This is a genomic window from Gordonia sp. N1V (genome assembly GCF_029269935.1).
Taxonomy (GTDB): Bacteria; Actinomycetota; Actinomycetes; order Mycobacteriales; family Mycobacteriaceae; genus Gordonia; species Gordonia polyisoprenivorans.
This window is the reverse complement of sequence record NZ_JARJDD010000002.1, coordinates 157660-170192: the sequence shown is the minus strand read 5'-3', so window position 1 is coordinate 170192 and position 12533 is coordinate 157660. Positions and strand designations below refer to the sequence as shown.

The following is a 12533-nucleotide window of genomic DNA, read 5'->3' as shown; positions in this document are numbered from 1 at the left end:
AATCTAGGGTGTGTGGGGAGAACCTGCGCGTCGGCGGTGCGTGCGCGCCGTGGGGGCGATGGCATGCTGGGGCCATGCGTACGGTCACCGAACACCAGCAGGTCGTCGCCAGTCTGTTCGGCCCGCCCGAGCCGGTCACCATGCCCGTCACTGCCGCACTGGGCCGGGTGCTCGCCGCCGACGTCGTCGCCCCGATCTCGTTACCCGGCTTCGACAACTCCGCGATGGACGGCTTCGCGGTCCGCGCGGCTGACGTCGCCGCGGCCACGCCGGCGCAGCCGGTGCACCTTCGCGTCGACGCCGACATCCCGGCCGGCCGCGTCGACCCACCGCCGCTGGCACCGGGAACTGCGCACCGCATCATGACCGGCGCACCGATGCCGGCCGGTGCCGACGCGGTGGTGCCGGTGGAACTGACCACCGCCGTGTTCAGCGGCGCCGAACCCGTCGAGGGCACGCAGGTGGGCATCACCACCGCGGTGCCGACCGGTAAGCACATTCGCCCGGCGGGCTCCGACATCGTCGCCGGGCAGCCCGCGCTGCCGGCCGGTACCCGTATCGGTGCCGCGCAAATCGGGCTGCTGTGTGGGCTCGGGTTCTCGACGGTGAGCGTGTTCCGGCCGATGCGGGTGGCCGTGTTGTCCACCGGCTCCGAGCTGGTGGCGCCGGGAATTCCGTTGCGGCACGGACAGATCTACGAATCCAACGGCGCCATGCTGACCGCGGCGGCCATCGAGGCCGGCGCCGAGGCCAGGCACGTGCATTTCGTCCCCGACGACACGACCCAGTTCTTGCATCGCCTCGACGAGATCGCCGCCGACGCCGACCTCATCCTCACCTCCGGCGGGGTCAGTGCCGGCGCCTTCGAGGTGGTCAAGGAAGCGCTGGGCATGACCGGCGGGGTGGAGTTCGTGAAGGTCGCAATGCAGCCGGGGATGCCCCAGGGCTGCGGGCACTATCGCGGTCCGGCCGGACGGTCCGTGCCGATCGTGACCCTGCCCGGCAATCCGGTGAGTTCGCTGGTGTCCTTCGAGGTGTTCATCCGGGACCCGCTGCGTGCCGCGATGGGCCTGCATCTGCGCCGACAACGGCTGCGCGCACAACTGACCACCGCCTTGACCTCACCGGCGGGCAAACGTCAGTTCCAGCGTGCGGTCTTCGTCCGTCACCCCGACGGACCGGCCGTCACGACCGTCGGGCCGCCGGCATCACATCATCTGAGCAACCTCGCCCACGCCGACGCGCTGGTCGACATCCCCGCCGAGACCGTGTCACTGGCGGCCGGCGACCTGGTGGACGTGGTTCGGCTGACGTGACCGGCGCGGCCGACGCGCAGGGCGTATCCGATTGGGATGTTTGGGTTTTCGCCACGTCGACGTCATCGACGCGCGGGGCTGCCGGCCAACCAGATGCGGCGCCCGGCTCCGATGCCAGGCGCCGGTCGGCGTCGTGACGTCGAGGATGTGCCCGTATTCGGTGTCGATGGGTGTGTAGGTCCAGCCGTCGGCCTCCTTGGCGCGGTTGTGCGCCACGCAGGTGCCGTCGGCGTTGGCGAGCGAGGTGGGACCACCGTGCCGGTGCGGCTGGGCGTGATCGATCTCGGCGATCGGCGCATCGCAGAACGGAACCCGACAGCGCCGGTCGCGCATGCGGACGAAGTGCGCGAGGCTCGACGGGAAGCACCGCGACCGCGCGTCGGCAGCCACCAGCGTGCCTTCCGCAGGCCGCACGTACAGTCGCCGGATCGTCGAGGCGGTCTCGCCGTCGGGGCCGACACCGTCGGCAATGAGCTGCCGCGCCATCTCGGCAGGGATCGGCCCGAATCCGGGGATCTCCGCCGACGCATCCCCGCCGAGCATCGTTTCGGCCGAGAGCACCAGGTTCACCGCGACCGGCACTGCGGTGGCGCTCGCCTGACCGGTGACCCGCTCGACCAGGGTGTCGGCCATGATCTGGTCCCGCGTGCGTCCGTCGGACCCGACAATTGCATCGGCGTGGCGTTTGAGCGCGGCGAACACCGCGACCCCCTGTGCCATCGGCACCAGCGCCGACACCTGCGCCATCAGATCCGGCGCGGGGCGCACCGAAACCCGACGATCACGCTCGGCCTTCGCCTTGCGGTCGACGACGGCGCGGGGTTCGAGCTCGTAGGCCAACTCCCTGGCCCGCGCGGTCAACGCCCTGTCCCCCATGCTCAGCAGAGCCTGACGGTCCCCGGCGACGACACGATCGATCTCCTCGCGGGATTCTCGTGTCAGATAGGCGGTTTCGCGGACCAGGATGGTCGCGCGCCACTCGGTCAGATCGCCGTCCTCGAGAGCGCCCAAGGTGTGCGGCATCTCGGTGGCCAGGGCCCGCGCGAACCCGAGGAATTGGCCACCTCGCTGCGCCGACGCCTTGCGCGCCAGACCGACCTCGGCCGACAACCCCTTACCCCTCTTACCTTGGGGCACATTGCGTTCGGTTTCATCGGCGGCGCGCAGTTCGTCGAGTCGGGCGGTCTCGCGCACCTGGGCGGCCGCGGCGGCGGACTTCAGTTCTTCCAGGAAGGTGATCCGCTCCACCGCATCGGCCTGTGTGGCCGCCGCCGTCATCTCGACGAGCGCGCAGGCGAACTCGCGAAGATCGTCGGTCGTCTCGAGCATTGCCACCCCCCGGTGTCCGTAGCGCGTACGTCGAACTCTTGATCTATTGTATATGCGTTCGGTGATTTGTGCCACCGATCTCACCGGCTGTGCACCACCGCCATCGATGCACACCGCCTCCCAGCACGTGGAGCCACCGGCACCCGGGGCTCTAAGCTGAACGGGCGCGGCGAGCGGTCGCGTTGACGACGTCGGAGAGGATGACTGTGGCGAGGCGCCCGCGTGAGGACGCACCAGACGGACTGTCCCCGGCACATCTGGTCACCCTGGCCCGCGAGACCGTACCCCCGGTCCACCCGGCGGGCCTCCCCTTTGTCGCCGCGGCCTCGGCCGTCGCGGTGCTCGGTCGGCGTCACCGGTGGATCCGGACACCGGCCGCCCTGACCGCCGGGGCCTGCGCGGCCTTCTTCCGGCATCCCTCCCGCGTCGCGCCCACCGATCCGTTCGCGGTGGCCGCCCCGGCCGACGGGACCGTGAGTCTTCTCGACGAGGCCGTGCCGCCCGCCGAGTCCGGGCTCGGCGACGCGCCGCGACCGCGGGTGTCGGTGTTCCTCTCGCTGTTCGACGTGCACGTGCAGCGCGTGCCGATCGCCGGCACGGTGACCTCGGTGACCCACACGCCCGGTCGATTCGTCTCGGCCGATCTCCCCGACGCGAGCGAGGTCAACGAGCGCACCACCATGACGATCCGCACCGCGACGGGCGCCGACATCGCGGTCGTGCAGATCGCCGGGCTGCTCGCCCGTCGAATCGTGTGCAATCCGACGGTCGGCGACGCACTGTCGGTCGGTGACACCTACGGACTCATCCGCTTCGGCTCGCGGGTGGACGTCTACCTGCCGCCCGGGACCACACCGCAGGTCCGGCTCGGGCAACGAACGATCGGCGCCGAGACGACGATCGCCGTCCTCGGTCCGGGCTCCGATCCAGCGGCAGGCCGATGAGTCCGCGCGCGGACCGGCCGGGAACCCCGCACCGCACGCCGGCTCGTGTGGCCGGACGCGTGCGCACCCCGGCCGAGCAGTCGCGGCTGCGCCGTCAGGCGTCGGCGGGCCGGATGTTCGTGCCGTCGGCGCTGACGATCCTCGCGATCTGCGCGGGCATGACGGCGATCCGGTTCGCGTCCAACGACAACATCAATGCGGCACTGGCCCTGCTCGTCGCGGCCGCGCTGCTCGACGGCATCGACGGGCGGGTGGCGCGCCTGATGGGTGCCACCACCAAGATCGGCGCGGAGATCGACTCACTCGCCGACGCCATCAATTTCGGTGTGGTACCGGCATTCCTGGTGTATCTGACCCTGATGGAGCACGCCGACATCGGCTGGCTGATCGGCCTGGTGTACACCTGCGCGATCGTGCTGCGCCTGGCCCGCTTCAACACCCTCCTCGATGACGACGACGCACCCGCATACACCCGCGACTTCTTCGTCGGCGTACCCGCACCGGCCGCCGCGATCATCGCGCTGCTGCCCGTCGGGCTGTTGCAGCAGTTCGGGTCAGGCTGGTGGACGTCGCTGCCGGTGGTGTGCACGTGGCTGCTCATCGTCGCGTTTCTCGCGGCCAGCCGGGTACCGACGGCGTCGTTGAAGGCGGCGAAGGTGTCGCCGCGCGCTCTGCCGGTCCTGCTGATCCTGGTCGCCATCGGCGCGGCGCTGTTGGTGACCTTCCCGTACGTGCTGATGATCATCGGCATTGCCGGCTACGCCGTGCACATACCGTTCGCCTGGCGCTCCCGTCGCTGGGTGGCCTCGCGTCCCGAACACTGGGACGCGCCACCACGGGAACGTCGCGCGGAGCGGCGGGCCATGGCGCGCGAGACGCCCGGACGGCGCGCCATTCCGCGGCGTCGGCAGACGATGAAGAAGTCACAGGCTCGCCTCGGCCTGCACCGGCCCGCCGGCACCGGGACGATCACACCCCGTCGGGACGGCACGCCCCATCCCGACGACGCCGAGAGCCCCACCGCGTGAGCGCCCAACTCACACTGACCGCACGCCTGAACCCGTCGGCCGGCGACGCCCGCCGCGGCATCGTGCGCGTCCACCCCGAGGCGCTCACCGCACTCGGACTCCGCGAATGGGATGCGGTACGCATCACCGGTGCGCGCGTGAGCGCCGCCGTCGTCGCCGCTGCCCCCGCGGACTCGTCGACCGGCACGATCCTGCTCGACGACATCTCCTTCTCCAACACCGGCGTCCGCGAGAACGCCCAGGTGGTCGTCGGGCCGGTGCAGGTGCAGGCCGCCACCCGGGTGACGGTGACCGGGTCGGCGTTGGCCAGCCAGGGCGTCGACGCGCAAACCCTGCGACGCGCACTGCTCGGCAAGGTGCTGTCGGTGGGCGACACCGTCTCCCTGCTCCCCCGCGACCTCGGACCCGAACTGACCGCCAGCGAGGCAGTGCGCGCCCTGGCCCGCTCCGTCGGGATCACCTGGACCACACAGCTTCTCACGGTGACCGCCACCGACCCCGGCGCGCCGGTCAGCGTGCAGCCGAACACCGCGGTGGTGTGGACGGACACCACCGCGCCGGGCGCCGTCGGCGGGGTGGCGGGCGCCGTCGGCGCGGTGACGAGCGCTGTCGGCGGGATGACAAGCGCTGTCGGCGGGGTGACGGGCGCTGTCGGCGGGGGCACGGTGCGGCCGGTGGCCGAGCTCGTCGGCGTCGACGATCAGGTGGCGAAACTGACCGAGTGGCTGCGGATCACCCTCGATCAGCCCGAGGTGCTGCGCACCCTGGGTGCGGTCCCGCGCCTGGGAGTGTTGCTGACCGGCCCGGCCGGGGTGGGCAAGGCGACGCTGGTACGCGCGGTGGCGGCGGGGCGGCCGCTGGCCGTGATCGACGGCCCGACCGTCGGTGCGACCGAGGCGAATTCGCGACTACGCACCGTCACCGACGCCGTGTCCTCACTGCGTCCCGGCGGCGGGGTCCTGCTGATCACCGACGTCGACGCCCTGCTGCCCACCGAGGCCGAACCGGTCTCCACACTCCTCCTCGATGCCCTACGAGAAGCGTTGGCCGGCAAGGATGATCAGCCTGGCACGATCGCACTGATCGCCACCACGACACAACCGGCAGCGGTCGACACCCGATTGCGCGATCCCCAACTGTGCGACCGGGAGCTCTCGATCGGGCTGCCCGACGCGGCATTGCGCGGCCGGTTGCTCGCGGCCATCCTCACCGGGGTGCCCACCGAGGGAGATCTGCAACTCTCCGAGATCGCTTCACGGACACCTGGTTTCGTCGCCGGTGATCTCGCGGCGCTGACCCGGGAGGCGGCCCTGCGGGCGGCGGCCCGGGTGACCGCGGCCGGATCGACGGCCGCACCGGCACTGACCGCCGAGGACCTGCGTGGCGCCGTCGGGGTGATCCGACCGGTGTCGCGTGCGACGTCGCCGGAGGTCTCGTTGGGATCGATCACGCTCGATGACGTCGGCGACATGGTCGAGACCCGGCAGGCGCTCACCGAGGCTGTACTGTGGCCGCTCGAACATCCCGACACGTTCACCCGACTCGGTGTCGATCCGCCGCGCGGGGTGCTGCTCTACGGACCGCCCGGCTGCGGCAAGACCTTCGTGGTACGGGCGCTGGCCGCGTCGGGCCGGCTCTCGGTACACACCGTCAAGGGCGCCGAACTGATGGACAAATGGGTCGGCGCCTCCGAGCGCGCGGTTCGTGACTTGTTCGACCGCGCACGGGAATCCGCGCCCTCCCTGATCTTCCTCGACGAGGTGGACGCATTGGCGCCCCGGCGCGGTCAGTCGTCGGATTCCGGGGTCTCCGATCGCGTGGTCGCCGCGCTGCTCACCGAACTCGACGGCGTCGAACCGCTGGCCGACGTCGTCGTCCTCGGTGCCACCAATCGTCCGGATCTGATCGATCCGGCGTTGCTCCGGCCGGGCCGACTCGAGCGACTGGTCTTCGTCCCACCACCGGATGCGCAGGCACGCGCCGACATCCTGCGCACCTCGGGACGCAACGTCCCGCTCGCCGACGACGTCGACATCGAGGCGCTGGCAACAGATCTCGATGGCTACTCGGCCGCCGACTGCTCGGCTCTGCTGCGGGAGGCCGCACTCTCGGCGATGCGCCGCAACATCGAGGCCGCCACGGTCACCGCCGACGACGTCGCCGACGCCCGCACCCGGGTCCGCCCGTCGCTGGACGCCGCGCAGGTGGAGAATCTCCGCGCCTACGCCCAGCGACGGTCGGAATAGATTTCCCTCCCGGCTGCGGCCGATCATCGGGGACACTGAAGCAGTACTCGGCAAGGGCTACCGCTGACCCCGGCCCCGCCCCAACCTGCCTCGGAAGGACTCCAGATGAACCGCGCACTGACCCCGACCAGCACCGACATCGCCGATTCCACCCCGGATCAGGTCGAGGCGGCGGTGGCGGCCGCCCACGGCGCCGCCACCGCCTGGGCCGCCACCGGCGCGGCCGACCGCGCCCGCGCCCTGACGCACGTTGCCGACGTCCTCGACGCGCACGGCGAGGAACTGATCGACCTGGCCGCCGAGGAGTCCCACCTACCCCTCGGACGCCTGCGCGGCGAACTCGTCCGCACCACCTTCCAACTGCGCTATCTCGGCGAGTACGTCGCCGCCGGCCGGCACCTCGACCCGATCGTCGATCACGCCGACCCCGACTGGCCGATGGGCGCCCCGCGGCCCGATCTGCGCCGCACGCACCTGCCGCTCGGTGTCGTCCTCAACTTCGCGGCGGGCAACTTCCCGTTCGCATTCAGCGTCCCGGGCGGAGACACGGCCTCGGCGCTGGCTGCCGGCTGCCCGGTGGTGGTCAAGATCCATCCCGGCCATCCGCGGCTCTCGGTACGCATCGGCGACCTCATGACGACCGCCCTGCACGACGCCGGCGCCCCCGACGGCGTGTTCGGCACGATCTCCGGGGTCGACGCCGGAATCACCGCACTGACCGATCCGCGGGTACGGGCGGCAACCTTCACCGGCTCCACCCGCGGTGGGCGCGCCCTGTTCGACATCGCGTCGTCGCGTCCGGACCCGATCCCGTTCTTCGGCGAGCTGGGCAGTGTGAACCCGGTGTTCGTCACCGCCGCCGCCGACCGCGCACGCGGCGCCGAGATCGCCGAACAGTACGTGGCGTCGTTCACCCTCGGCATGGGTCAGTTCTGCACCAGCCCAGGGCTTCTCATCGTCCCCGACGGCTCGGCGACGCTTGCCGCCCTCGAGCGGGCCACTCTGCCCGACCCGGCACCGATGCTCACCGCGTCGATGCGCGCGGGCTTCGATCGTGCGGTGACCGAGGTCACCGCCCTCGACGGCGTGAGCACCCTGCACATCGTCGACGGCGACGATGCTCTCACCGCCGCCGTGCAACTGCACCGCACCACCGCCGCACGCGTCCTCGACGACCCGGAGACGTTGCTGCAGGAGTGTTTCGGGCCGTCGTCGGTCATCGTGACCTACGCCGATGCCGCCGAACTCACGGCGCTTGCCGACGCACTGCCCGGCCAGCTCACCGCGACGGTGCAGGGCGAGGACTCCGACGTCGGCGACGACATGCAGTCACTGACCGGCATTCTCGCTCGCACGGCCGGCCGACTGCTGTGGAATCAGTGGCCGACGGGTGTGTCCGTCACCGACGCACAGCATCACGGCGGCCCGTACCCGGCGAGCACCGCCATCCACACCACCTCGGTGGGCGCCAACGCGATTGCGCGATTCCTGCGGCCGGTCACCTACCAGAATTTCCCCGCCGGACTGCTCCCCCAGGAGTTGCGTCCCGGTGCGGGAGCCGACCCGGAGTCCTTCAGATGAAGGCTGTCATCGTCGGTGCGGGCATCATCGGATGCGCTCTGACCCGGGAGCTGGCGCGCCACGGGCTCGATGTGGAGGTCATCGATCGCGGCGCGCCCGGCGCCGGAACGACCGCGCACGGCGAGGGTAACGTTCTCGTGTCCGACAAGGGCCCGGGCCCCGAACTCGCACTGGCACAACTGTCCCGGACGCTGTGGCCGTCGACCATCGACGAGATCGACGAGCAGTGCGGCACACAGATGGGACGGCTGATCGAGTTCGAGCCGAAGGGTGGCATCGTCGTGGCGACGACCGATGCCGGAGCGCAGTCGCTGACCGACTTCGCCGCGCGTCAGCGACTGGCCGGCGTCGCCGCCACCGCGCTGTCGCACGCCGAGGCGCACGAGGCCGAACCCCATCTCACCCGCGATCTCGCGTCCGCCTACCTCTATCCCGAGGACGCCCAGGTGCAGCCGGTCGGCGCCGCCCATGCACTGTTGTTCAGCGCCAAGGGATTCGGTGCCCGCGTCCGCGTCGGCACCGAAGTGCTCGCGCCCGTCGTCGCACACGGCCGCATCGTCGGTATCGACACCATCACCGGCCGCATCGACGCGGATGTGGTGATCAACTGTGCCGTCCCGTGGGCCGCCGACGTGTCGAACCGACTCGGCGCACCGATCGCGGTGAAGCCTCGACGCAGTGCGTCCTGATCACCACCCCGCAACCGCCGACGGTGTTCCACAAGGTCTACGACGCCGATTACGTCGGGGCGGTCGGCAGCGGCGATGCCGACCTGCAGACCTCGGCGGTGGTCGAGTCGACCGCCGCGGGTCCGATCCTCATCGGCTCGTCGCGGCGGCGGGCCCCGCTGGACACCGGCATCCGGCTCGACAGCCTCGATGGCATGGCGCGCAAGGCGATCCGACTGTTCCCCGGGCTCGCCGACGTCGAGATCATGCGATGCTACGGCGGCTTCCGTCCCTACGTCGACGACCACCTGCCGGTCATCGGACCCGACCCTCGACTCCCCGGACTGTGGCACGCCACCGGACACGAGGGTGCCGGCATCGGACTGTGTCTGGGTACCGCCGTACAGCTACGCGCTTAACTCCTCGGACATCCCACTCCCCTGCCCGACAACGACTTTCGTGTCGATCGTCCGGCAATCCTCACCGCGGCGATGGAGACGGCATCATGAGCGGCCGGCTCTTACCGACCGACGACCCGATCGGGCGCACCGACGAGACGATCACCGTCACCGTCGACGGCGCCACCCTGCACGGCATCACCGGACAAACCCTGGCCGGAGTCCTCCTCGGCAACGGCATCACCGCGTGGCGCACGGCCGGCGACGGCACCCCGCGCGGACTGTTCTGCGGAATCGGCGCCTGCTTCGACTGCGTGGCAACGGTCAACGGGCACAGCGATGTTCGGCTGTGCCGAACGTCGCGTCGCCGACGGTGACGTCGTCACCGTCCAAACGAGAGGGAACTCATGACCCACGTGGCCGTCATCGGTGCCGGGCCCGCGGGCTTGGCCGCCGCCGAATCCGCCCTGCACGCCGGCGCCACCGTCACCCTGGTCGACCTCAACGCCCCCCGGTGGCCAGTACCACCGGGAACTGCCCGCCGCCTACCGCGCCACCCGGCCCGACGTCGTCGGACACGAGTGGGACGCGTACCGGCGGCGCCGCGATCACGTCCTCGGACACCCGGCATGCAAGTGGATGTCGAATACCGTTGTGTTCCTGCTGGAACGACGTGATGTCGACGCACGACCAGGCCGTGGGGCGCCGCGCCTGCACCTGCTCACCGGCGGCGTCGATGCCCCCGACCGCACCCGCTCGATACTCGAACCCGACGCGCTGATCCTCGCCACCGGAGCCCACGACCGCGTGCTGCCATTCCCCGGATGGACCCTGCCCGGGGTGTACACCGCGGGCGCCGCGCAAACCCTCGCCCGGACCGAACGGGTGGCACTCGGACGCCGCGCCGTGATCTCCGGGACCGGCCCGTTCCTGCTACCGGTCGCCGAGTCGTTGTCGTCGGTGGGCACCGAGGTCACAGAGGTGTTGGAGGCCAACGGCATCGGGACCATCGCACGCGGCTGGAGCGCGCACCCGCAACGACTCCTCGCACAGACCGGCAAGGCCCGCGACCTCGTGCACTACGGCCGCCATCTGCTCGCGCACCGCATCCCGATTCGCGGTGGCCAGGCGGTGATCCGCGCACTCGGCGATTCTCGCGTGGAGGGGGCGGTCATCGCCCGCCTCGACGCCGACTGGACCCCGATCCCCGGCACCGAACGCGAGATCGAGGTCGACACCATCTGCGTCGGACACGGTTTCACCCCGTCGCTGGAATTGGCCACCGCGGCCGGCCGCGCCTCCGTCGAGGTCGCGGGTGGAACCTTCGTCGGCGTCGACGACAACCAGTTGACGTCGGCGCCGGCGGTCTATGCGGCCGGTGAGGTCACGGGCATCGGTGGCGCGGCCGCGGCTCATGCCGAGGGCGTGGTCGCCGGGTATGCCGCCGCCGGTCGCGCCGACCTCATCACCGCCCGCACGTCGCGTGCACGCGTTGCAGCGCACCATTTCTCGACACGGTTGGCCACCGCCCACCCGATCGGTGACGGCTGGCAGACGTGGCTGGAGGACACCACCGTCGTCTGCCGGTGCGAGGCCACCACCCTCGGGCAACTGCGTGGGGCACACAGTGCCGAGGACTCCGCGCGCGCCACCCGCCTGAACACCCGCGCCGGCCTCGGCCCGTGCCAGGCACGATTCTGCGGCGCCAACGTCGACGCGATCTGCGGCCGGCGGGCCGCCGACCGCACGGTTGCCTCCGGCCTACCCGCGGCCACACCGCAGAATCGGCCCATTGCCCAACCGATCCGACTCGGCGAGCTCGCCGGTCACGACGGGAGATAGTCACCGCACGGACCGGGAGCCGCCCGCCGGATCAACTGGTCTGCGACTGCGTCTGGGTGGGCGCAGCCGTCTGACCGCCCGGCGTCTGACCGTTCTGCTGGCCCGGCGTCTGACCGTTCTGGGTTCCACCCGGCATCTGGCCATTGCCGCCGCCGGGGAACTGACCGTTGCCGCCGCCCGGCATCTGACCGTTCATGCCACCGCCGTTCATTCCACCACCATTCGTGCCCCCACCCGGGAACTGGCCGTTGCCACCACCGGGGAATTGCTGCTGGGTGGTCGACGACCCGGAGTCGCCGACGACGTAGCCGGCGCCGAAGCCGAGGAGCCCGAATCCCACCGCGAGTCCGATGCCGCCGGCGATGATCGCGTTCTTGGTCTTCGACGGGATCCCCGGGCCGCCCGCTGCCGCGGGCTGGGCTGCCGCCGCGGGTTCGGTAGCCGGAGCGGGCCGGCTCACCGGAATTGTCGGGGCATCGCCCTCGTTCGGGTCGGGCACGTGGGCCTGGGTCGTGGTGTCGGGAGCCGACATGAGTCACTCTCGCTTTCGCGGGTCTGCCCGGGGGCGCGTCTGACACGCGCTGTCGGGGGCCGGATGGAAGTGACTCCACGGTGCCGACGTCCGCTTGGTCGGGGCTGCCCGATCGCTGTGAGTCGACTGTGAAACCGTCGCGGTGCGGCTACGTCGAGACGTGATAGAAAACCGACGTCCCCCCGGCGGCGGCCTGCGAGGTGATGCCGACGGTCACCCAGTAGGTCTTGCCGTCCTTGGACGCCGAGAGCCGCACCACGGTTTGTCCGCCCACGCTGTCGCGACCATCCTCCTGGTACCCGGCGTCGGTGAGCGCCCGGACGGCCCTGTCGATCGGGTTGCCCGCATTCGCCGGTGCCTGCACCACCACATTCCACTCATCGGTGGTGCCGTCACCGGAGATGACGTGCCCGTCGATCAGCGGGACCTGCGACGACGGGAAATCCTTCGGCAGTCCCTCGCGCTGAGCGGGCGCATCGTCGGAGCACCCTGCCGCGAACAGCATCAGCACAGTGGCGACGACCACAGCAAGGACCGTCGCCGCGACTCTGTCGAACCGGGGCATGCCCGCAACGGTAAGATAGACAACGCCGGTCTCGTCCGGTGACACACCGGGACAGGCGCGTGATCGCGTCCGATCGGCGATCAC

The 12533-nt window shown here is 70.9% G+C and carries 13 protein-coding genes; 9 read left to right on the top strand and 4 right to left on the bottom strand.

Going from position 1 to position 12533, the window contains the following annotated elements; all coding sequences use genetic code 11:
- The first annotated feature begins 74 nt into the window (after positions 1–74).
- Positions 75–1316 (top strand): gephyrin-like molybdotransferase Glp, encoded by a 1242-nt coding sequence (glp, locus tag P3L18_RS03275; RefSeq protein ID WP_276113225.1) that lies wholly within the window; start codon positions 75–77, stop codon positions 1314–1316.
- Here glp and P3L18_RS03270 read toward each other — a convergent pair.
- Positions 1272–2645 (bottom strand): HNH endonuclease signature motif containing protein, encoded by a 1374-nt coding sequence (locus P3L18_RS03270; protein WP_276113224.1) that lies wholly within the window; start codon positions 2643–2645, stop codon positions 1272–1274. The two genes, glp and P3L18_RS03270, sit on opposite strands and share 45 nt — an antisense overlap.
- A gap of 206 nt (positions 2646–2851) precedes the next feature.
- Here P3L18_RS03270 and P3L18_RS03265 point away from each other — a divergent pair, with 206 nt between their 5' ends.
- The 7 genes from P3L18_RS03265 to P3L18_RS03235 all read left to right on the top strand — a co-directional run bounded on the left by P3L18_RS03265 (position 2852) and on the right by P3L18_RS03235 (position 9887).
- Positions 2852–3589 (top strand): phosphatidylserine decarboxylase, encoded by a 738-nt coding sequence (locus P3L18_RS03265; protein WP_276113414.1) that lies wholly within the window; start codon positions 2852–2854, stop codon positions 3587–3589.
- Entirely contained in the window at positions 3586–4617 is a 1032-nt protein-coding gene (locus P3L18_RS03260; RefSeq protein WP_276113223.1) for a phosphatidylcholine/phosphatidylserine synthase, read from the top strand. The genes P3L18_RS03265 and P3L18_RS03260 overlap by 4 nt, the downstream gene beginning before the upstream one ends.
- Positions 4614–6863 carry an AAA family ATPase gene (locus P3L18_RS03255; RefSeq protein ID WP_276113222.1) on the top strand — a complete coding sequence of 750 codons (2250 nt, stop codon included), beginning with the start codon at positions 4614–4616 and terminating at the stop codon, positions 6861–6863. The genes P3L18_RS03260 and P3L18_RS03255 overlap by 4 nt, the downstream gene beginning before the upstream one ends.
- A gap of 105 nt (positions 6864–6968) precedes the next feature.
- Positions 6969–8444: an aldehyde dehydrogenase (NADP(+)) gene (locus tag P3L18_RS03250; protein ID WP_276113221.1), complete on the top strand. Its 1476-nt coding sequence runs from the start codon at positions 6969–6971 to the stop codon at positions 8442–8444.
- A complete protein-coding gene (locus P3L18_RS03245; protein ID WP_276113220.1) occupies positions 8441–9133 on the top strand; it encodes an FAD-dependent oxidoreductase in 693 nt (230 codons plus the stop codon). The genes P3L18_RS03250 and P3L18_RS03245 overlap by 4 nt, the downstream gene beginning before the upstream one ends.
- The gene (locus P3L18_RS03240) at positions 9064–9531 is read left to right on the top strand and encodes an FAD-dependent oxidoreductase (protein WP_276113219.1); all 468 of its coding nucleotides are present in this window, start codon (positions 9064–9066) and stop codon (positions 9529–9531) included. Before P3L18_RS03245 ends, P3L18_RS03240 begins: the two co-directional genes overlap by 70 nt.
- 86 nt (positions 9532–9617) lie before the next feature.
- Positions 9618–9887, top strand: a complete 270-nt coding sequence (locus P3L18_RS03235; protein WP_276113218.1) for a 2Fe-2S iron-sulfur cluster-binding protein — start codon at positions 9618–9620, stop codon at positions 9885–9887.
- Between the two features lie 124 nt (positions 9888–10011).
- Here the strand turns inward: P3L18_RS03235 and P3L18_RS03230 are convergent, their stop codons facing one another.
- A complete protein-coding gene (locus P3L18_RS03230; protein ID WP_276113217.1) occupies positions 10012–10134 on the bottom strand; it encodes a hypothetical protein in 123 nt (40 codons plus the stop codon).
- Between the two features lie 15 nt (positions 10135–10149).
- Here P3L18_RS03230 and P3L18_RS03225 point away from each other — a divergent pair, with 15 nt between their 5' ends.
- Positions 10150–11352 carry an FAD-dependent oxidoreductase gene (locus tag P3L18_RS03225; protein WP_276113216.1) on the top strand — a complete coding sequence of 401 codons (1203 nt, stop codon included), beginning with the start codon at positions 10150–10152 and terminating at the stop codon, positions 11350–11352.
- Positions 11353–11383: 31 nt separating this feature from the next.
- On the opposite strand, the gene P3L18_RS03220 is transcribed toward P3L18_RS03225, so the two are convergent.
- Complete coding sequence (locus tag P3L18_RS03220) at positions 11384–11884, bottom strand: hypothetical protein (protein WP_079931230.1); 501 nt, start codon at positions 11882–11884, stop codon at positions 11384–11386.
- Positions 11885–12032: 148 nt separating this feature from the next.
- Complete coding sequence (locus tag P3L18_RS03215; protein ID WP_253194110.1) at positions 12033–12449, bottom strand: hypothetical protein; 417 nt, start codon at positions 12447–12449, stop codon at positions 12033–12035.
- Positions 12450–12533 lie beyond the last annotated feature (84 nt).